This window comes from Kaistella yananensis (genome assembly GCF_026107505.2).
Classification (GTDB): Bacteria; Bacteroidota; Bacteroidia; order Flavobacteriales; family Weeksellaceae; genus Kaistella; species Kaistella yananensis.
This window is the reverse complement of record NZ_JAPCHZ010000001.1, coordinates 50,943-73,543: the sequence shown is the minus strand read 5'-3', so window position 1 is coordinate 73,543 and position 22,601 is coordinate 50,943. Positions and strand designations below refer to the sequence as shown.

Here is a 22,601-nt window from a genome sequence, read left to right as displayed (position 1 = left end):
TAGGTTTAAATTATTAAATACTGAACTGTTTTTCTCTAAAACAGTGCCAACAAAAGTAATCTGAAAATCTGTCATTCACTGTTAAACTAATGTGCAATTTTGGCAGAAAAAAATCACTCTTGTCGAGAGTGATTTTCAATTATCTATTTTTTACCAATATCCAGCCTTGTTTTTTAGAAGGCGTTTGAGAATTTGGTTCTTTCCATTGCATGTAAAACCAATAAGAGTCGGTTTTTATCGGTCTTCCGTTTAACTTTCCGTCCCAAATGAATTGGTTATTCGCATTTCCTTCAAATATTTTATTACTGTAACGATCAACAATAATAAGCTTTGGTTCCTCCTTCAAAAGCAAAGTTGAAAGATCTAAAACATCATTTATGCCATCACCATTAGGTGTAATCACGTTATGCATTTCAATAATACTGAACTCTAATATTGTTTCGCAAGTATCTGTTGAATTGATTTCAATGGTATGAAGCCCACCTTCCAAATCATTTAGTACAATTGAATTAGAACTGGTTGATTGCCACAAACCATTATCAACACGATAGTTGAATGGACTTATACCTCCGGAAATACTAATTTCTGCATCATTTTCCTGAATATTAATAGTTGTCATCAGTGGCGCTGAACAAACTGGGCAACCATTTGAATCAACAGGAATTCCCAAAGGAGTGTTTGGGCATTGGTCTTTGTCGTCAGTCACGCCATCGCCATCTTCATCACCATAAACTGTTATAAAATTCGTTACAGTACAACCAGTAGCATTTCCCGCAGAATTTCTAGGAATAATTCTGACAAAATATTGAGTAGAATAATTCAAATCATTTGGAAGATTGAAAGTGGTGACATTCCCCACATTTTGATTGATAATATTCCACGTTCCTGAAACCGTTCCAATTTGCAGAATGTAGGAAGTTGCACCAGTAACGGCTGTCCACGAAAAGTTTGTTGCGATGCCAATATTCGTTGCACCGTTTGCTGGAATTGTTGCTGCTGTACAAGCTGGAACAGTAATTGGTTGCGCCTCGGTTATAAAATTTGTCACAGAACATCCAGAAGCTGATCCTGCCGAATTAGAAGGAATAATTCTGACAAAATATTGAGTAGAATAATTCAAATCATTGGGTAAATCGAAGGTGGTTACATTTCCAACATTCTGATTTAAAATATCCCACGTTCCTGAAACCGTTCCAATTTGCAGAGTGTAGGAAGTTGCACCAGTAACGGCAGTCCACGAAAAGTTTGTTGCGATGCCAATATTCGTTGCACCGTTCGCTGGAATTGTTGCTGATGTACAAGCCGGAACGGAAGGTGTAATTATTTGCTGCAATTCATAAGCTCCGTAATCTACCGCAATTCCGAATAATCGAGGATTACCATTCAAATCTGTTGAAGCTGTAGCATTGGTCGGGGATACCTGAATGTAAAGAGTGTTATTTCCAGCATTAATAGCTGGGCTGCTTGTTTGAAGAGTAAAATTATTGGTGTTATTGACAAATTGAGGATTTACTCCAATCATATTGTTCGTTCCTAAATTATATTCTTGAACGATGTTTCGTCTGATGTCTTTTTCACTACCATCATTTGAATTTATACCAGTAGACGGAGAGATGTCCGAAAAATAGTCTGCAGCTTTGGGTGTATTTCCATAAAATATGGAATTGTAAATATGGGTTGAAGAATTGAAGAATTGGCTTGGAGAAAATCGAGAGTGAATGATGGCGGTGTTGTTATTGTTCACAAAAGTGGAATTGGTTACGGCTAATTCTTCCCTGTTGTAAATCGCTCCACCCAAGTTACTTGCATTGTTGTTTATGAAAAGTGAATTGCTGACTTTCAAAAGTTTGTCATTGTGAATTGCACCTCCACTATCATCGGCTGTATTGCCACTAAAAAAAGAATTGGTAAGGAGAAGATCATTACTGTTTATATGAATTGCCCCGCCATTATCATCACTATGATTATTTACAAATCTACTTCCTTCTATTTTGAAATTTTCACCCCAAGAATAAATTGCACCACCGCTTCTGGAGGAACTGTTGTTGATAAATCGGCAATTACGAATGGTTACATCTTCATCCCAATTGTGGATAGCACCTCCACCGTTTGAATTGATGGTTGTGATGATATGGGTATTGTTTTCAAAAGAGCAATTTTCGATCACTTGCCCTCCTCCAAACCAAATGAAAATTGCTCCGGCACCTCTTTCTGCTGTAAATCTATTGTTTAAAAAGGTACAATTTCTAATGATTTGATCATGACCGGCCAACCGTAAAGCTCCACCGCCATCATTGGTTGTATCTACTGTTCCGGTGACAAATCCGTTTCTGAAATGGATCCCATCAATGATTCCGTTATTGGATGAAAATCGCATAATTTTCACGGTATTTTGTCCGTTGAAGACCGTGGTATTGTTGGTCCAATCTCTTTGATTGAGTGCAGTTTCATTTCCGGCAAAACCACCATAAATAGAAATGTTGGAAAATGAAACCAAAAGGGTGGAAGAAACCGGGTAGTTTCCTTGTTTTACCCAGATTTGGGAATTGGAAGAAGCATTTGCAATTGCATTCTGTAACGATGAGGCATTTGCCCAAGAAGAACCGTTACCAGAACCACTTGGCGTTGGGGCAACACGAATAACTTGTGCCTGTGACCACAGTGATATAAAGGTAAAGAGTACTATATGAAACCTGAATAATTTTTTTCTCATAAGGAATACGCAAAATTAAGCAATACTATTCTCAAGAGAATTTACATATGTTAAGTATTAAAAAAAAAACTGGAAAACAATTCCAGTTTTTTTTCAAAATTATTTCTTTCCTGCGGCCTGCATTGGATTTACCTGTCCTTGTGCGGCGCCTCTTGCGGCAGCTTCATTTTTCTGTTTGAAGACTTCAAATTTGGAAGCCGGCGCAGGAATTTCGCCCCAGAAATTGTTTGAGGTGTCGATATCCGCAGTCTCTCTCATCGGGTCAAGCTGAATGGATTTCAGTTTTTTATCGAAATAATACGTTTTAGAAACTTTCTGCTCGTTCTTTCGCCAGATTTGGGCTGATGATTTATCGGTGAGTTTGGTCCCGTCCTCGAAAGTAAATTCAAGAATTATCGGCATTACTAACCCGCCTTTGTTGCTGAAATCGATCTGGTAAGCCATAACATTCTGAAGTTGCGCTTTGTCTTTAGAACTTACTTTCTCCATATTGTCGACTTTCATGGAATATTTCTTCGTGTCATCAACTTTCTCCATTCCGCGGTTATATCTCCAGTAAAAATCCTGAGTGCTCTTGTCTTTGTCGGTATAAAATTCAATGTTCTTATCGTTTCGGTTTCTGATTTTAGAAATATCCTCGAAATCATTCTGCAAAGGCTTTTCGACAGTGTAACTGATTTCCCGTGATTTCGGAGCGGCATCAAAATCAGGTGTAGCCACAGTTACTTTATCAATGGAAATGTCTACCGCATCGGTTCCGTAGAACCAGCCACGCCAGAACCAGTCGAGATTTTCACCACTTGCATCATTCATCGTTCTGAAGAAATCTGCCGGCTCAGGATGTTTGAAAGCCCAACGTTTTGAATAAGTTTTAAACGCTTCATCAAAAAGTTCTCTTCCCATGATGGTTTCGCGCAAGATATTAAGACCTGTAGCCGGTTTTGCATAAGCGTTCGGACCGAAATGAATAATATTCTCTGAATTTACCATGATGGGCTCAAGCTGATCTTTCGGCAGTCTCATATAATCTACAATCGTGTGCGCCGGACCTCTTCTTGAAGGGAATTTATTGTCCCATTTTTCTTCTGTTAAGTATTCTACGAAAGTATTCAAACCTTCATCCATCCAACTCCACTGTCTTTCATCGGAATTAATGATCATCGGGAAGAAATTATGTCCCACTTCATGAATGATTACGCCGATCATTCCGTTTTTGATTCCTTCGGAATAGGTTCCATCTTTCTCGGTTCTTCCGTAATTGAAACAGATCATCGGATATTCCATACCGTTTGCCGCCTCAACAGACTGCGCCACCGGATACGGATAAGGCACCGTGAATTCTGAATATGTTTTTATCGTGTGCGCTACTGCCTTTGTAGAGAATTTACGGTAAAGATTATAGGCTTCTTTCGGATAGAGACTCATCGCCATTACTTGGTTATTGTTTTCGGGAATTACAACTTTCATCGCATCCCAAACGAATTTTCTTGAAGAAGTCCAGGCGAAATCACGTACATTTTCTGCTTCGAAAACCCAAGTTTTTCTCTGTTTTGACCTGTTCTTTTCGGCTTTTTTCGCTTCTTCTAAAGTCACAATTTCCAGCGGTTCATTTGCAGTCTGTGCCTGCTTCCAACGCTGCAGCTGTGCCGGTGTTAATACCTGCTCGAAATTTTTCCCAACGCCCGTCGATGCCACAATATGATCCGCAGGAACGTTCATCGTTACTTTATAATTCCCGAAAACGAGTGCAAATTCGCCTCTACCGGTGAACTGGTTATTCTGCCAGCCTTTGAAGTCGCTGTACACGCACATTCTTGGAAACCACTGGGTGATCGTGTATAAATCGTTGCCATCTTCCGGAAAATATTCATAACCACCTCTTCCGCCCATCGTCATCCGGTTCGGAATGTTATAGTTCCAGTCGATTTTAAAGACGAATTTTTCACCTTTTTTCAAAACTTTAGGCAAATCAATCCGCATCATGGTTTTATTCACCACATACTTTAAAGGTTTTCCGGAAGCATCGGTTACTTTCTCCAGATTCACGCCGTATCCGTTATTTTTTTCAGGCAGATCAGTGACTTTCAAACGCTCGGTAGTGGTTTGTTTGGGGATAAATGAAGAATCATGATAGCCCGCATTATTTATAGAAGACTGCTCATTTTCATCGAGTTGAAGCCACAAATAATCCAGATCGTCGGGAGAATTATTATAGTAAGTAACGGTTTCTGAGCCCTTTAAATTTCTTTTATCCTCATCAAGATAAGCTGTAATTTCATAATCGGCCCTGTTCTGCCAATATCCCTGACCTGGCGCCCCGGAAGCAGTGCGGTACACATTTGGTGTCGGCAGAATTGTGCCGAGTTGCTCAAACTTATTGCCGTGATTGCTGTTTGGATTGTTTTGAATATTCTGGGCGAAAATTCCAAATGGAATAAAAAGTGATATAAAGACGGATTTGAACTTCATAGTTAGTTTGTGATATGATACAATAGTCATCAAAATTAAGAAATCGTTACAGAAAACAGACTATAATTGTAAACTTTTACAGATTAAAACGGAATTCTTTCTAAAGTCATTTTTAAAGACAGCGCAAAAACCCCTGAAGAGATAAACATAATCCAGTCTTTTCGGTTAACTTTAAAAAGATTAGGCAAAACAAACTGTATGATTAAAATACCTGCTACCACAGCGATCTGACCTAGCTCCAATCCAATATTGAAACCTAAAAGCGGTACGAAAATATGCTGTTCATTGGCAATCATCATTCTTGCGGTGTTGGCAAATCCCATCCCGTGAATCAATCCAAAAAACAGAGCAAGATAGAAATTCATTTTCATGAGATTACTCTGCCTGTTGCGCATCAGAATATTATCCAGAGCGGTGATGACAATGGTAAGTGGGATTAAAAATTCCACCCACTTCGCCGGCACACGTACGATATCGAAGACACTTAAAGCCAAAGTAATTGAATGACCTATGGTAAATGCAGTGATAATCCAGAAAATGTTTTTCCAGTCCTTTACCGCAAAAACTGCGACCAAAACCAATACAAAAAGCTGATGATCCAGCGCATCCAGTGAAATAATATGTTCCCAACCCAGATTCAGATAAAATAAAAAATCATTCATATACCGCATATTTTTAGCGGCACGATAATACAAAATTTATTTCTATTTTTGAACCATGCAAAAGTTATTTTTCATCCTCTTTTTTTCGGTTTTCGGCCTCAGCTCAGCAAGCGAAATTCATCCTTATCACGTTGGCTCAGTGGAATTTAATTACAATTCCAAATCAGAAACGTTCGAGATCAGCGGAAAGTTCTTTCTGGATGACCTGGAAAATGCTTTGAAGGAAAAATACGGCAAAGCGGTACACTTTAATTCCGAGCAATATAAAACTCAAATCAACAACTATCTGATAAAGTACTGCGAAGAATACCTAAAACTCAAAGTAAATAACAAATTCCTAAAAATTAATTATTTAGGCTACGAAGAAGACAGCGAATCGGTGAATATTTACCTGGAATCCGATAAAGTCATTCAGCCTAAAAAAGTGGAAACTGCGGTAAGTTTTCTCTATAATCTTTTCGATGATCAGCTGAATATCGTTCATATTATTGTCAACGGAAACCGAAAAAGCCAAAGATTAAATTATCCCGACCGTTATCTTTACCAGAACTTCTAAGAACGGAATTCTGCATTAATTTTCTGTACTTCCGACACGAGATCAGGAAAAAAATGATCAAAATGATACTGAAGTTGAGGTTTGTGGTTCAGAAAAACTTCAAAAACTGCCAGATTTTTATTCAGATACTTCGCTTTGTTAAGGACATTCCGGATCGAAAATTCAATTCCCCAGTCTTCGCGGTAATTATAAAGCCAATTGTCTTTTTCCATGCTGTCGAGCATTCTCAGCAAATTTGGCGGCAATAATTCTTCGTGATTTCTCAATACGCGGTACACTTTTTCTGAATGCGCTTTTAAAGCCTTATCAGGTATAGAGTTGGCGAGAAAATAATCGAAACTTACATCCACAAAAGCACCGGCATACAGTCTCACCAACGGACTGAATATTTTCTTCGCTTCATGAATTTCCGGATGAGCATCGGTAAACGTATCGATGGCGCGGTGTAAAGTGATGCCCTCTCCTATTTTTTCCGGAAACGAAAAACGGTCTTTGTTCCTGATGAAATCCTGCAGAAACTGCCCGACAATCTGTTCATCGGTAAAAGTGAGGTAAGAATGGGCGAGGAAATTCATAATTTGCAGGATGAGGGATGAAGGATGAATGATGAGGTTGGGAGTTTGGTGGAATGTTTATTTTAAATTTTGCTTTTTAGTGAGGATGATACTTTTAATTATCTTTAATAAAGAAGTTGCCTTTTCATTCAGTTCTTGAAATTTACTTTGTGAAATATAACCTGATGCTGTCAAAAGTTCCAGCCAGTACAGGGATTCATCACACTCCTTCTGGGCAACGGCGTTTTTATGGATAAAATCTGCCGGCGACTGTGCATTTTTAGCCTCGCGAAGATTCGCTCCTATAGAAGTTCCGGATCGCAATAACTGCTTACTCATCACCAATTCTTTCTTTTCGGAAACTAAATATTTATAAAGTTCAATAATATCCAAAGCAAACTGGAAACTCAATTCACGGACTATATCACCCATACCTTCAATTTTTTATAAATTATTTCTGTACTGTAAACACCACTTCATACTACATACCTTATTCTTCATACCTAATACTGATACTCCAAACCTCATACTCCATCCTCCAAACATCCTATTTCTAAAAAAGATATTCATGAAAATCCTCAATTTTACTTACTTCAACAATCGTAATTCCGAACTTCTTTTTTGGAATTTTATTTAAATTCGAAACAAAAATCTTTTCATAGCCCAGTTTTTCAGCTTCCGAAATGCGCTGTTCGATCTGCGACACCGGACGGATTTCTCCACTCAACCCTATTTCTCCCGCAAAACAGAAATGTTCGGAAATCGCAATATCTTCGTTGGAGGAAAGTACCGAAGCTACCACAGCCAAATCCAGCGCCGGATCATCGGTTTTGATGCCGCCGGTAATATTCAGGAAAACATCTTTCGCGCCCAGCTGGAAGCCTGCACGCTTCTCTAAAACCGCCAGAAGCATATTAAGCCTTTTCGAATCGAAACCCGTACAGCTTCGCTGAGGCGTTCCGTAAACTGCCGTACTTACCAGAGCCTGAATCTCGATGAGCATCGGGCGGTTTCCTTCTAAAGTTACTGCGACAGAATTTCCGGAAAGTTCTTCAAATTTTTTGGTGATGAGGATTTCTGAAGGATTTTTAATCTCTTTTAAACCCTGGGAAACCATTTCATAAATCCCAATTTCTGAGGTAGAACCGAAACGGTTTTTGTTCGCACGTAAGAGTCTGAACAAATGATTTCGGTCGCCATCAAAATTCAGAACAACATCAACCATGTGTTCCAGGACTTTCGGGCCGGCTATTTGACCGTCTTTGGTGATATGTCCCACTAAAAACACCGGCGTGTTGCTTTCTTTAGCGTATTTGATGATTTCATTCGAACATTCCCGGATTTGGGAAACGGTACCGGGCGAACTTTCGATGAGCTGGCTTTGCAGCGTCTGTATGGAATCGATGATCACAAAATCCGGCTTCAGTTTTTTAGCTTCGTGAAGAATCTTTTCCACTGAAGTTTCAGTAAAAAGATAACAATGCGGATTCTGAAGTTCTGTGAGCCGGTCTGCACGCATTTTAATTTGAGATGCGCTTTCTTCGCCGGAAACGTAAAGAATTTTCTTCTTCATCTTCAGCGCAAGCTGCAATAATAAAGTCGATTTCCCGATTCCCGGTTCCCCGCCGATTAAAGTAACCGAACCCAGAACGATTCCGCCGCCCAGAACACGGTTCAGTTCTTCGGAGGGTGTTTTAATCCGCGGCTCTTCGTTGGTTTCAACTTCGATGATGTTGATGATATGCTGCTTGGAGCGGTCGGTAAAACTTTTCACAGGAGTTTTCTCTACAATTTCTTCCACCAGAGTATTCCATTCGCCGCAGTTTTTGCACTGTCCAAGCCACTGTGGGTATTGCGTCCCGCAGTTCTGACAGAAATATGCCGTTTTCACTTTTGCCATGTTGCGAATTTCCTGCTTTTTTTTCAATTACGCAGATTTTAGCCAAAAAAAACAGCCGCTTCGCAGCGGCTATCCTGATGAAAAATATTTTATATTAGTTCGCAACAATATTCACAGTCACTTTAATCGCATCACCGGTTTTTACACCCATGAATCCAGGTCTCGCCATACCGAAATCAGATAATTTAAGATTTTCAGTCCCTGTAATATTATAAGATGCGCCGTTTTTAACAACATTTACTGGGAAGCTTACATCTTTGGTAACTCCGGCAATGCTAAGTTTACCAGCTAAAGTACCTTTACCAACGGCTAAGGAAGCTGCGGTAAAACTGATGTTCGGCGCTTTATCAGCTTTCAGGGCATCGTAAGCTTTATTATCCATCATTTTACCTTTGGTACTTTTCAGGTTTTTTGCGGGCATACTGAATTTTATGTTGGTAATAGCGTTTCCGCTAACCGTACCGCTGAAGTTAGCTGCAGAGGCTGTCATCGTCCAGTCATGCATCGGAGAAGTTCCGTCAACAGCGATTTTTGTAGATTTACCTGTGATGTTTTGTGCATTTACAAAACTAAAAAAGGTAACAGCGAACAGGAGCATTACGGATTTAAGAGTGTTTTTCATTTCTTTAATATTTAAGTTAATATTTAATTGTTTTCTGTTTCTTGGACCTATTTTCTAGTGTAAAGTTAAGCGCATTTTTTCGTAATTAAAAATGACATTTCTCACCCCAATCAATCTTTAACTATTTGAAGACCAACATATTGAAAATTTTTCAATTATCCACCTTAATTTACATGACTTTCGACAGGATTAATTTGTCCCATGTTTCAAATTCGCTTAACTTTGCACAAACCTAATCTAATGAGTAAAAAGAACACGAAATACATCTTCGTTACAGGAGGTGTTACTTCATCTTTGGGAAAAGGAATTGTTTCCGCTTCTTTGGGACTTCTGCTAAAATCCCGCGGTTACATTGTCACCATCCAGAAACTTGACCCCTATATCAACATCGATCCCGGCACCTTAAATCCCTACGAACACGGCGAATGCTACGTAACGGAAGACGGCGCTGAAACCGACCTGGACCTCGGGCATTATGAAAGATTCCTGAATTCCGCCACCTCCCAAAACAATAACGTTACCACCGGTAAAATTTACCAGACCGTAATTGAGAAGGAAAGAAAAGGAGATTTCCTGGGAAAAACCGTGCAGGTCATCCCGCATATTACCAATGAAATTAAGCGCAGAATTAAAATTCTTGCAAAACAGAACTATGATATCATTATCACCGAAATTGGTGGAACGGTAGGCGATATAGAATCGCTTCCTTATATAGAGTCGGTTCGCCAGCTGAAATGGGAACTAGGCGAAAACAATTCTATGGTGATTCACCTTACTTTGCTGCCTTACCTTTCAGCAAGCGGGGAACTGAAAACAAAACCATCTCAGCATTCTGTAAGACAGTTAATGGAAAGCGGAATTCAGGCAGATGTTTTAGTTTGCCGGACTGAGCACAAAATCCCTAAGGAACAGCGCGCCAAACTTGCCCAGTTCTGTAATGTGCCTTTGGCAAATGTAATTGAATGCCGAGATATGGAGACGATTTACGAAGTTCCGCTTCATCTCCAAAAACAGGATTTTGATGATGTCGTCCTTAAGGAACTTGACTTAAAATCAGATTCAGAAGCTGATTTAAAAGACTGGAAAAACTTCCTGAAAAGATACCAGAATCCTAAAAAATCTGTGGAAATCGCGCTTGTCGGCAAATATGTCTCACTTCAGGATTCCTATAAATCCATTGCTGAAGCATTTATTCATGCCGGTGCTGATCTGGAAACCGAAGTGAAAATCCGTTGGGTTTACAGTGGCGATCTTACGGAAGACAATATAAAAGAAACTTTATCCGGAATCGACGGTATGCTGATCGCTCCAGGTTTTGGCGACAGAGGAATCGAAGGAAAAATTTCAGCCGCAAGATATGCCCGCGAAAATAATATTCCGCTCCTGGGAATCTGTCTCGGAATGCAGATCATGACCATCGAATTCGCCCGAAATGTCTTAGGATACAAAAAAGCCAACTCTATGGAATTCGACACTTCCACTGGAGATCCGGTGATTTCTTTAATGGAAGAACAGAAAAATGTGGTCGACAAAGGCGGAACCATGAGACTGGGCGCCTGGAAATGTACCTTGAAACCAAATTCCAAAATGTTGGAAATCTATGGTTCTAAAAATATTTCCGAAAGACACCGCCACCGTTACGAATTCAATTCAGAATACAAAGAAGAATTCGAAAAGAACGGCCTTCTCCCGACCGGACTGAACCCTGAAACCGGTTTGGTAGAAACCCTGGAACTTAAAAACCATCCGTTCTACATCGGTGTACAATATCACCCGGAATACAAAAGTACTGTAGCATCGCCTCATCCGCTTTTTAAAGCGCTGATAAAGGCAGCAACCAAAAAATAAAACCGAAGAGATAAAAGACAAAATGTTTTTTATCTCTTTGTTTTTAAATGAGTTGACAAAAAATTCTACATTGCCAAAAAAATCAGTATTTTTGTCAGCCAAAATTAAAGGGTAAGAACGGTTAAAATTCCAACCCGATAATCCAAACAATCAATTAAAAAGATGCAACAAAATAACGGTTTAGATAAAAATCAACTGATTAGTTTCGCCCTGTTTTCCATGATCCTTATTGGAGCGATGTTTTACTTCCAAAACAAACAGGCTACCGAGCAACAGCTTTTAGATGCCGAAAACAAGGCAAAAACCACCCAAACCACGATTGCCAACAATACCAAACCCGCTGTTGTTACCAACTTAAACGACAGTGTGAAAACCACCTCCATTCAGCAGGTTCAGTTGAAAAACAAGGAACTGAGCTTGGGAATTTCTACTTTGGGCGGACAGATTTCTACCGTACAGCTTAATGAATACAAAGCTTATAACCCGCAAAGCGACATCAACGACAGGGATCTTTTAATATTCGACAGGAACAACTCGTCTTACGGTTTTCAGTTCAAAGACAAAACAGGCAAAACCTTCAACACAAAAGACCTTATTTTTACACCGACACAAAGTGGCAACACCGTGACGATGCAGGCCAATGCAAACGGTGCGGTGATTCAGTTTATTTATACCCTTCTTGATAAGTATACTGTGGATTTCAATGTGAAAACACAGGGATTAAATCAACTGGTTGCGGACCAGAAAGCAGATTTCGTTTGGGATTTCAATGCCCGCGGTTTAGAAAAAGGCCGTGCCCAGGAGCAAACCCATACTGAATTCAATTATTCATTTAACAATTACAAGAGTTTTGATTATGACGGCAGAACCGAAATGGACGAGCCGGATGAAACCCTGAACTGGCTTGCCATAAAACAGCAGTTTTTCTCTGCTGTGATCGAACCGCAACACGGTTTCAAAAACTCTAAAGGTTCTCAGGAAATGGTAGAAGAGGGTGAGTTTCTTAAGAAATTCAACTTCAACGGCCAGGTTGATTTGGCAGGAAACGAATTAAATCAAAATTTCAAATGGTACTTTATGCCTTTGGATTTGCCTTTATTAAAATCGTATGACAAGAACTTCGATGAATTACTGCCTTTGGGCTGGTCATTTATCGGAAGCATGAACCGCTGGTTCTTCATCCCTATGTATAACCTCATCTCCAGTTGGGGACTGGCTGCAGGCTGGGTAATTTTCTTAATGACGATCATTGTGAAGATCATTCTTTCGCCGGTAATGTTCAAACAGCACAAACTGAGCGCGATGATGCGTGTTATCCGTCCGGAAATTGATGAAGTAAACGCAAAATTTAAGGATGCAGATCCTTTAAAAAAACAACAGGAAACGATGGCAGTTTACCGGAAAGCCGGGGTAAATCAGATGGCGGGATGTTTGCCAGCCTTGCTGCAGATTCCGATTTTCTATGCGCTCTTCCGTTTCTTCCCGAACATGATCGACCTCAGAGGCAAAAGCTTCTGGTTTGCCAAGGATTTAACGGCTTATGATGATGTAATTAAACTGCCCTTCCATATTCCGTTCTTAGGCGAGCATTTAAGTATTTTCGCAATTGCGTGTACGGTGGTAATTTTGATTTATACGGTAATGACTTCCGGAAACATTCAGCAGCCACAGCAGGAAGGAATGCCGAATATGAAAGTGCTGATGTACATCTTCCCGATTACCTTCCTTTTCTTCCTGAACACTTCAGCATCCGGACTTTCATGGTATTATTTTGTATCGAATGCCATTAACATCTTAATCATCCTTGTCATTAAATACTGGATTCTGGATGAAAAGAAAATCCATGCACAGATACAGGCCAACAAGCAGAAGGAACCTAAAAAAGAAGGTAAGTTCCAGAAAAGAATGCGCGAAATGATGGAACAGGCGCAGGAACAGCAAAAAGCCCAACAGCAACAGGCTAAGAAAAAGAAATAAGATTATCTTATTATACAAGACAAAAAAGCGGAATTGATTTTCCGCTTTTTTTTATAGCCATATTTTAAGGTCATTCATCATTCACCCTCAAAAGCTTCAGGTTTTCTTTTACGTAAGTCCAATATAAGTCCAATATAAGTCCAATATAACACTAATAAAACATTGAGTCATAGTGGAGTTATAATGAACTTATAATTGATTTAGATGGTAGCTTAGTGTAGGCTGACTAAATGAATATACCCGCAGAATCAACTAAATGTTTTGGACTTAGCCCGCGTAAGAATGCTCACCGCAAACCCTGTAATCCAGTCGGAATGATCTTCGATGATGGATGGTGGGACCGTATTTGTTCAAAGCTTCCTGATGCTGCTTTGTAGCATAACCCATATTGGTAGCCCAGCCATATTCCGGAAACTCTTTGTGAAGCGCGATCATCAGCTTGTCTCTGTAATTTTTTGCCAGAATTGATGCGCATGCAATCGAGAGCAGTTTGGCATCTCCTTTTACAATACATTCGTGTGGAATAGATTGATAGGGATGAAATCTGTTTCCATCAACCAGGATAAGTTCCGGGCGGGTTTTGAGTTGATCAAGCGCATGATGCATTGCCATGATACTTGCATTTAAGATATTGTGAACATCAATTACTTCCGGGGAAACTTCGGCGATCGAATATTCCACCACATGATCTTTGATGTAGGAATCCAACTCCATCCGTGTCCTGAAGGTTAGTTTTTTCGAATCATTAACCAAAGTATGTGTAAAATTCTCGTGAATAATAACACTCGCAGCCACCACAGGACCGCACAGGCAGCCTCTGCCGACTTCATCACAGCCTGCTTCTATATAATGTTCTGACCATTTTTTAAGCAAATCCATATAAAACGAACAAAATTTATACTCAATAATCGTTTGTAAAATTACAATTATTACGTAAAAACTAACTAAATTTTTCGCCGTGGAGGGACAATTAAGGGATTCTACAGTTCGAAAATTTGCTTTTTAAACACATTTCACACAAACCAGTTTAACTGTAAAAAACTTAAAAGTTCTATAAGATTAACGTAAATTAACTTAATTTTCATTGCATAGTTAATATAAAAAGATTGCTATAAACGATCATAATTTACTATTTCACTTAAATCCGCATGATATTTATCGTAAAAATGATGCACATTTTGATAAATTCACACATTTGTAATAATTGTTACATTAAATACAGCAACGCAAGATATTTATTAGATTATTAAGAATTAATTAACAAAATATTTGGTCATATTGTGAAAGTTTTGCACTTTTGTCCCAATGAAAAAATTTAATTTGATATGAAGAAACTAACAACAAGCGTTGTAGCTGTAGTTTTAACCTCCTCATTTGCTTTGGTAAATGCACAGGTTGACACTGCCAGAACGCAGGATATCGAAGGCGTTGTAGTAACGGCTTTAGGTATTAAAAGAGAGAAAAAAGCGTTGGGTTACCAAGCTCAAGAAGTTAGCGGAAGTTTATTGACGGATTCCCGCCAAACGAATGCTGTAAGTGCATTGTCCGGAAACGTAGCGGGGGTACAGGTTACAGCTCCTACTGCAATGGGCGGCTCTACCAAAATTACCATTAGAGGTATTAACTCTGTAGTAGGAAATAACAACCCTTTGATTGTTATTGATGGGATTCCTTTAGATAACTCGAACTATAACGGGGCTAACACAGTAAACGGCGGCGGTGGTAGAGACTACGGCAATGCCTCTGCCGATATTAACCCGGACGACATTGAGTCAGTTACAGTTCTTAAGGGTGGTCCCGCTTCTGCTCTTTATGGCTCAAGAGCTTCGAACGGTGTAATTATGTACACTACCAAAAAAGCGAAATCCGGCAAAACCGAAATTACTCTCAACACTGGTTTGACCATGGAGTCAATTAATCAGATGATTCGGTTACAAAATGAATACGGTGGAGGTGTAGGCGCTACGTTACCTAAGGTTACCATTAACGGAAAAAGCTACAACGTGGCAAGATATAATGTTGACGAATCCTGGGGGCCAAAATACAATCCAAGTTTATTATACTTACCTTGGAATGCTTTTGATCCAGAATTTGCCAATGATTATTTAAAAGAAATTCCTTGGGTGGCACCACAGCATGATGTAGAGGATTTCTTCAGAATGGGTGTTACTTATAATAACGCACTATCGCTAGCAAAATCTTTTGAAAACACTAATGTTCGGGTGTCTTTCGCAAATGTTAAGACCGAGGGTATTGTTCCTAATTCTAAGCTGGAGCGTTCTTCATTAGGTTTTAACATGGACAGTAAATTGACCGATGATCTAAAGATGAACGGTACATTTAACTATGTAATTACCAATGGATTTAACAGACCTGAGCAAGGATATGGTGATAACTCTGTTTTTCAAAAGTTTTTCCAGTGGGGTCAAAGGCAGCTCGATATGGCTGCTTTAAGAGACTATAAGATGCCAAACGGCAGACAGAGAACATGGAATAGAACTTCTGCTACCAACCCAACCCCTGCTTATTCTGATAACCCATATTGGACTGTATACGAAAATACGTCGGATGACAGGAGAAATCGATTTTTTGGTAATGTAGGTTTAACTTACAACATTACTAAAAACCTATATGCGACAGGAAATGTATATGGTGACACTTACGCTTTACAAGTACAGCAGAGAGTGGCAATTGGTTCACAGGCGCAGTCATCTTACCAAATCGTGCAGAGAAACTTTACGGAATTTAACTATGAAACAAGATTGCATTATGATACAAAATTCCTAGAAGATTTCACTCTAAATTCATTTGTAGGTGCTAACAGAAGAGAAAACAAATATTCTGCAATGTCAGGTCAAACTGTTGGAGGTCTGGTTGTACCTAACCTTTATAACCTAGGAAACGGATCTTCTCCCTCCACTGTAACCAATTATGAAGACAGAAGAAGAGTAAACTCCTTGTTTGGGTCTGTATCGTTAGGTTATCGTAACTTCTTTTTTGTTGACGCAACTTTAAGAAGGGATGATTATAGTACTGTATCAAAGGGGGATAACTACCCTTCAATAACAACAAGTTTTGTATTTTCTGATGTATTAAAAGCTGATTGGTTATCCTACGGTAAGTTAAGAGCTGGTTGGTCTAAAACAGCAAATGATACAGGACCATATCAATTAGATACTTATCTAGATACAAGACAGCCTTTCTATTACCCAAGATTTTCTTATCCTGACACCCAAAACAACCCAGAACTGATTCCTGAACAAAGAACGATTAAAGAGGTTGGATTAGAAATGAGCTTCTTTAAAAGAAGGTTCGGTTTTGACGTGACGTATTATGATTCAGTAACTGATGCATTATTAACTCCAGTACAGGTAGATCCCGGGACAGGGAATACTTCAATCTACAGAAATGCCGGGAGTATGCAGAATAAGGGCATTGAAGCTATCGTAAATTTAACTCCAATCAGAACTGACGATTTCTCTTGGGATATTGCCTGGAATTTTGCCAAAAACAATAACAAACTCTTATCATTATCAGGAGATAATAAAATTCTTCAGGTTGGTGCCGCGCCGTTTGGCTTAGCAACCATTCAAGCGGTGGTAGGCGAAACCTATGGCCAGATATATGGCTCAGATTACACTTATGACGCAGCTGGTAACAAGGTTATCGATGAAGATGGATTCTATGTTCCTTCAGAAGTAAAATCTTTAGGATCAATTATTCCAGAATACAATACGGGTCTAAGAAATACGTTAAAATATAAATCTCTTACCTTATCTGCTCTAATTGACAGACAGAAAGGTGGCAGTTACTACTCGATCTCTCACATGTTTGGAATGTATTCAGGTATGCTGGAAGAAACTGCTGCTAACGGAGTCCGCGAAAATGGAATTATTCTTCAAGGTGTTACTCAAAACGGTACACCAAATAACGTTTCCATCAGTGCACAGGAATGGGGTGAATCACACTATGGCACTGTGACCGCAATGAACGTATTCGATGCTAGTTATTGGAAGCTAAGAGAAGTTACCCTTTCTTATGCTTTACCAAAAACCTTCACCGGCCCTTTCCAGGGAATTACAGTTTCGGCATTTGGTCGTAATTTAGCAACTTGGGGACTAGCTTGGAAAGGATTTGATCCAGAAGCTGCTTCTTATTCTTCTGGAAATATACAGGGACTTGAAGGAGGCTCTGCTCCTTCAACAAGATCCTACGGATTAAATGTTCAATTTAAATTTTAATTAGAATTATGAAAAAAATAATATATAGCATATTGCTATTTTCGTCTGCAAGTTTTATGACACTTACAAGCTGCCGACAAAATTTTGACGAAATTAATACCAGCCCAAATAACCCGCTTACAGCCCCACCATCTGCAATTTTAAATTCTGCAACAAAAGAATTGATGGATGCTACTAGAGGAGTATTCTCTTCAGGAAGAATGTTTCTTCCTTGGGTACAACACTCAGCGCAGGTTAATTACACCGACGAAGATCGTTACAGATTCAGAGAAAACGTAAACCAGGCTTTATATCGAGATTACTACTTGGTAGCGCGTGACATTAAATTAATTCAGGATATGAACTCTAACCCTGAAACAGCCTCCGCCGCAAGTGCTTATGGATCAAATACGAATCAGATTGCAATGAGTCGAATTATGTTATCTTACATATTCTCTCAGTTAGCAGATACCTATGGAGACGTTCCTTACTACTCTTATGGTAATAAAGATGCAGATTTCCAAGCATTAGATGTATTAAAATATCCGAATCCTAAATTTGCTTCACAAGTCAAAATTTACACAGACCTTTTGAATGAGTTAAAGGGTGCGTCTGAAATGATTAATACTGCTCAGCCGGTATTTACAGGAACTTATGCAGCTGGGGACAGAGTATTTAATGGTAACTCTACCAGATGGAAAAAATTCGCAAACTCATTGAGGTTAAGAATCGCGACTAGAGTTAAAGGAGTAATTCCATCCGCTCAAACGCATATCAATGAAGCCATAGCAGCTGGTGTGATGACAAGTAATGCAGACAATGCAAAATTAACTTATCAGACTGTGGCTACTTTCGCTGCTCCGTTCTATGTAGGTTTCGTGGTGAATGCTAGATTAGACTTCCAGCCAGCTGATACTTTCGTAAAAGCATTGAAAGGTGAAAAAGGTCCTTTCGGTGTTGACCCTAGACTTCAGAAAATGATTGCGCCTAAAGGAACAAGTATAAGTGCTGTAGCAAACAACTCATATACACCATCTTCAAATCTAAATGACTACGTTGGGATGCCTTATGGTGTTACAAATCCTGAAGCTCCAAAACAGATTGAAAACAACAGAACGTCTAATTTTTCAAATGCTGTATTGAGAGCAGATGCTAGCCTTACATTTATGGAATATGCGGAGGTGGAATTCCTTTTGAGTGAAGCAAACAATTGGAACCAAACCAATTACCTGAATGGTATTAAAGCCTCTATGGAAAACTGGGGTGTTTCAACGTCAGACATTGCAACATATCTTTTAACTGTTCCGCCAGCGTCTGCTGAAAATGTAATCAGTCAAAAATGGATTGCTTTATACACTCAACCAATGGAAGCTTGGTCAGAATATAGAAGAACAGGTTACCCAGCATTTCTACTTAAACCAGGTCAAACTAACAACTATTTAGTACCAGATGAAAGCGGTAACATGACATATACGTTCGTCAGTCTAGTATCTGGACTTACGGATATACCTGCAAGAGTTACCTATCCTATTAATTTGGGAACTTTAAATCCAGAAAATTACGCAGCTGCACAAACTGCAATTGGAGGTGATAAAATGACAACCAAACTGATCTGGGATAAAAACTAATTAAACTTAGTTTATAATTCATATACCACTCTTCGGAGTGGTTTTTTTATTTCCGTATATTTGTCATTCAAAATTGTAACATGTATATTAAAGATATCATTGAAGATAAAATCGCGGAGGTTATTCAATCGGTTTTTCAGATTGATGATGTGAATCATCCGAATTCCATCAAGCTTGAAGTGCAGCAAAACAAATCGGAGTTTGAAGGCGACTTTACAATCGTGACCTTCCCTCTCGTGAAGGTTTTAAAGAAAAGTCCGGATCTCATCGCAATGGAACTGGGTGATGCTCTTTCCACGCAATCCGATCTTGTGGAAAGCTACAATGTGGTCAAAGGTTTCCTAAATCTTACCATTAAGAAAAGTTTCTTTTTAGAGAATTTTAAATCTACCAAAGAAAACTTCGATCAAGTAGCTCCAAAGAACGAAACCGTCATGGTGGAATATTCTTCTCCCAATACCAACAAACCACTTCACTTAGGCCACATCCGAAACAATTTATTAGGATATTCTGTCGCACAAATCCTTAAAGAAGACGGTTACGATGTGATCAAAACCCAAATCATCAACGACCGCGGAATCCACATCTGCAAATCGATGCTCGCGTGGAAGAAATACGGCAATGGAGAAACGCCGGAATCTACCGCCACTAAGGGCGATAAATTTGTCGGGAACTATTATGTAGAATTTGATAAAAATTATAAAAAAGAAATTGCTGAACTCGTTACACAGGGTTACGACGAAGATGCCGCAAAGAAACAGGCACCGATTATCTTAGAAGCTCAGAAAATGCTTTTAGACTGGGAAAAAGGCAACGAAGAGGTACGAAATCTCTGGAGCGAAATGAATACCTGGGTTTACGAAGGTTTTGGGCAGACCTATAAAAGACTGGGCGTCGATTTTGACCAGGTTCAATACGAGAGCAACACGTATCTGTTAGGGAAAGACCTCATCCAGGAAGGTTTGCTGAAAGGTGTCCTGTACCGAAAAGATGATGGCTCCATTTGGTGTGATTTAACCGACGAAGGTCTTGATCATAAATTATTACTGCGGTCCGACGGAACTTCGGTGTATATGACCCAGGATTTGGGTACAGCAGTTCAGCGTTTCAAAGAAAATAATATCCAGAAACTTATCTATACCGTAGGAAACGAGCAGGATTATCATTTCGATGTGCTGTTCAAAATCCTGAAGAAATTGGGCTATAGCTGGGCTGAAAACCTTTACCACCTTTCTTACGGAATGGTAGAACTTCCGGAAGGAAAAATGAAATCCCGGGAAGGTACCGTAGTTGATGCTGATGATCTGATGCAGGAAATGGTAGATACCGCCAAAGAAAAAGCTGAAGAACTTGGAAAACTCGAAAACCTTACGGAAGAAGAGAAAGAAAAATCCTACGAAACCGTTGGTTTAGGCGCACTGAAATACTTCATGCTGAAAGTAGATCCGAAGAAAAAAATGCTTTTCAATCCAAAAGAAAGTATAGATTTCAACGGTAATACCGGGCCTTTTATTCAGTACACTTACGCAAGAATCCAGTCGCTGCTCGCTAAGGCAGATTATCAGGAGCAACAGATTTCAGATTATGAAATCAATGATTCTGAAAAGGATTTGATTATGAACATCTTCAACTTCAAAGAGGTAGTTTCTAAAGCTGCGGAAACACTCTCGCCGGCGTTGGTTGCCAATTACATCTACGAACTGGTAAAATCTTACAACTCTTTTTATCAGAACAATCCGATTCTAAAACAGGACGATGCTGTTGCGAAGCAGTTCCGCCTTGAACTTTCAGCTTTAACCGGAAAAACCATTAAAAAAGGACTCGCACTTCTCGGAATCGGAACTGTCGACAGAATGTAATGATCATCGATTTTACTGAAAATATAAATCCGGAATCACTTTCTCCCCAAACTGAATTTGAGGAAAAAGTGATTTCCTTTTTGAAGGAATGGCAGTCGGATTCAACCAAAGTTCCGGTTCAGACTTCCGGTTCTACAGGAATTCCCAAGGTTTTTGAGATTGAAAAAAGCAAAATGCTGAATTCCGCCAGAATGACCTGTAACTTTCTGAACCTTAAAGAAGGAGACGCTGCCCTACTCTGCCTGCCGGTAGAATATATTTCGGGCAAAATGATGGTCGTACGCGCGCTGGAAAGAAAACTGAAACTATCTGTTGCAACCCCAGCGGCAAAACCTGTACAAAACCTGGATGTCACTATTGACTTCTGTGCAATGTCACCTTTGCAGGTTGAAAACTCTTTACACAAAATACATTTCATTAAAAACCTGATCATTGGCGGCGCTCAGGTTTCTCAAAGTTTAAAAAATAAAATCTCCCAAAGTCTGAAAGACAAAAATACCGAAACTACGGTTTACGAAACTTACGGCATGAGCGAAACGCTTTCCCACATTGGTTTAAAACAGATTTACCCAGTTTCTGAAGAATATTTTTCGGTTTTCAAAGGAATCGAAATTGCTTTGGACGAACGTAGATGTTTAAAGATTTCAGCACCGGCACTTCATCCGGAAATTCTGCAGACCAATGATTTGGTCGAACTTAAAGACGACAGGCACTTTAAATTTCTGGGACGGATTGATAATGTCATCAATTCCGGCGGACTGAAGATTCATCTGGAAGAACTTGAAAGCCTGCTGCACAGATATATCGCCCGGGAAGTTGCATTTTTAGGAGTAAATGATGAAAAACTGGGACAGAAATTGGTTTTGGTCATTGAAGGTAAGCAAACTAAAGATCTTACATCGCAGCTCGATGAAGCGCTGAAAGAAACCGAAAAAACATTTTCTAAAAACCATCTTCCGAAAACCATTCATTTTATTCCGGTATTCCCTCGAATTCCAAACGGTAAGCTGAACCGCAAAGAATTGCTACATTTGCTGCAATAATTTCTCCCTCATGAAAAACTTCACAAAGGAACTCACCTATAAAACCTCCCGCAGCAGCGGCGCAGGCGGACAGAACGTGAATAAAGTGGAGACCGCGGTTACGGTGATGTGGAACCCCTCAGAAACTGCGCATTTTTCTGCTGAAGAAATTGAACTTATTTCGCAAAAGCTGAAGAACAGAATTAATCTGGAAGGCATCTTACAACTCACGGTATCCGAAAGCAGAACGCAGCTTCAGAACAAAAAAATTGCCACAGAAAAGGTTATAGAGCTTGTAAATAAAGCACTTATAAAACCAAAAATCCGTAAACCTACCAAGCCTTCAAAACGACAGGTCGAAAAGAGAATTCAGACAAAGAAACAACTTTCAGAAAAAAAGGAAAACCGCAAATTCCGGTTTTAGGCAAAACGTTAATTTATGCTAAACAGTTGTTTAGTAAATACTTATTTCTTAAATTTGTAAAAATCAATTTATAAATACATGGTCACATCATTCTTTTTATCCGAAACCGGAATATCCAGACTTTTGCTGTCCTTGCTTTATTTGCAT

16 protein-coding genes are annotated in these 22,601 nt (G+C 39.4%); 8 read left to right on the top strand and 8 right to left on the bottom strand.

The window, feature by feature from the left end; all coding sequences use genetic code 11:
• Positions 1-139 precede the first annotated feature (139 nt).
• The 3 genes from OK344_RS00325 to OK344_RS00315 form a co-directional block, all read right to left on the bottom strand.
• Entirely contained in the window at positions 140-2,713 is a 2,574-nt protein-coding gene (locus OK344_RS00325) for a T9SS type B sorting domain-containing protein (RefSeq protein WP_265142922.1), read from the bottom strand.
• 99 nt (positions 2,714-2,812) lie between these two features.
• Positions 2,813-5,182, bottom strand: coding sequence for a M1 family metallopeptidase (locus tag OK344_RS00320; RefSeq protein WP_265142921.1), 2,370 nt, complete (start codon positions 5,180-5,182; stop codon positions 2,813-2,815).
• 83 nt (positions 5,183-5,265) lie between these two features.
• Positions 5,266-5,844, bottom strand: a complete 579-nt coding sequence (locus OK344_RS00315) for a HupE/UreJ family protein (protein WP_265142920.1) — start codon at positions 5,842-5,844, stop codon at positions 5,266-5,268.
• Between the two features lie 55 nt (positions 5,845-5,899).
• Here OK344_RS00315 and OK344_RS00310 point away from each other — a divergent pair, with 55 nt between their 5' ends.
• Positions 5,900-6,400, top strand: a complete 501-nt coding sequence (locus OK344_RS00310; protein WP_265142918.1) for a DUF6702 family protein — start codon at positions 5,900-5,902, stop codon at positions 6,398-6,400.
• Here the strand turns inward: OK344_RS00310 and OK344_RS00305 are convergent.
• From OK344_RS00305 to OK344_RS00290, 4 genes are all read right to left on the bottom strand, one after another.
• Positions 6,397-6,975: an acyl carrier protein phosphodiesterase gene (locus tag OK344_RS00305; protein WP_265142917.1), complete on the bottom strand. Its 579-nt coding sequence runs from the start codon at positions 6,973-6,975 to the stop codon at positions 6,397-6,399. The two genes, OK344_RS00310 and OK344_RS00305, sit on opposite strands and share 4 nt — an antisense overlap.
• Positions 6,976-7,032: 57 nt before the next feature.
• Positions 7,033-7,386, bottom strand: a complete 354-nt coding sequence (locus tag OK344_RS00300) for a four helix bundle protein (protein ID WP_265142916.1) — start codon at positions 7,384-7,386, stop codon at positions 7,033-7,035.
• Between the two features lie 121 nt (positions 7,387-7,507).
• A complete protein-coding gene (radA, locus tag OK344_RS00295) occupies positions 7,508-8,854 on the bottom strand; it encodes a DNA repair protein RadA (RefSeq protein WP_265143590.1) in 1,347 nt (448 codons plus the stop codon).
• Positions 8,855-8,948: 94 nt separating this feature from the next.
• Complete coding sequence (locus OK344_RS00290) at positions 8,949-9,476, bottom strand: YceI family protein (RefSeq protein WP_265142915.1); 528 nt, start codon at positions 9,474-9,476, stop codon at positions 8,949-8,951.
• A gap of 240 nt (positions 9,477-9,716) precedes the next feature.
• Here OK344_RS00290 and pyrG point away from each other — a divergent pair, with 240 nt between their 5' ends.
• Both pyrG and yidC read left to right on the top strand, forming a co-directional pair.
• Positions 9,717-11,324, top strand: a complete 1,608-nt coding sequence (pyrG, locus tag OK344_RS00285; RefSeq protein WP_265142914.1) for a CTP synthase — start codon at positions 9,717-9,719, stop codon at positions 11,322-11,324.
• A gap of 162 nt (positions 11,325-11,486) precedes the next feature.
• On the top strand, positions 11,487-13,301 hold the full coding sequence (gene yidC / locus OK344_RS00280) for a membrane protein insertase YidC (protein ID WP_265142913.1): 1,815 nt from the start codon (positions 11,487-11,489) through the stop codon (positions 13,299-13,301).
• Positions 13,302-13,568: 267 nt separating this feature from the next.
• Here yidC and rnhB read toward each other — a convergent pair whose 3' ends face one another.
• Positions 13,569-14,180: a ribonuclease HII gene (gene rnhB / locus OK344_RS00275; RefSeq protein ID WP_265142912.1), complete on the bottom strand. Its 612-nt coding sequence runs from the start codon at positions 14,178-14,180 to the stop codon at positions 13,569-13,571.
• Positions 14,181-14,626: 446 nt separating this feature from the next.
• On the opposite strand from rnhB, the gene OK344_RS00270 reads away from it, so the two are divergent.
• The 5 genes from OK344_RS00270 to arfB all read left to right on the top strand — a co-directional run bounded on the left by OK344_RS00270 (position 14,627) and on the right by arfB (position 22,454).
• The gene (locus tag OK344_RS00270; protein ID WP_265142911.1) at positions 14,627-17,542 is read left to right on the top strand and encodes a SusC/RagA family TonB-linked outer membrane protein; all 2,916 of its coding nucleotides are present in this window, start codon (positions 14,627-14,629) and stop codon (positions 17,540-17,542) included.
• An 8-nt stretch (positions 17,543-17,550) separates the two neighbouring features.
• Entirely contained in the window at positions 17,551-19,149 is a 1,599-nt protein-coding gene (locus OK344_RS00265) for a SusD/RagB family nutrient-binding outer membrane lipoprotein (RefSeq protein WP_265142910.1), read from the top strand.
• An 80-nt stretch (positions 19,150-19,229) separates the two neighbouring features.
• Positions 19,230-21,008 (top strand): arginine--tRNA ligase, encoded by a 1,779-nt coding sequence (gene argS / locus OK344_RS00260; protein WP_265142909.1) that lies wholly within the window; start codon positions 19,230-19,232, stop codon positions 21,006-21,008.
• Positions 21,008-22,051 (top strand): AMP-binding protein, encoded by a 1,044-nt coding sequence (locus tag OK344_RS00255; protein ID WP_265142908.1) that lies wholly within the window; start codon positions 21,008-21,010, stop codon positions 22,049-22,051. The genes argS and OK344_RS00255 overlap by 1 nt, the downstream gene beginning before the upstream one ends.
• 10 nt (positions 22,052-22,061) lie before the next feature.
• Entirely contained in the window at positions 22,062-22,454 is a 393-nt protein-coding gene (arfB, locus tag OK344_RS00250; RefSeq protein WP_265142907.1) for an alternative ribosome rescue aminoacyl-tRNA hydrolase ArfB, read from the top strand.
• Positions 22,455-22,601: the final 147 nt, after the last annotated feature.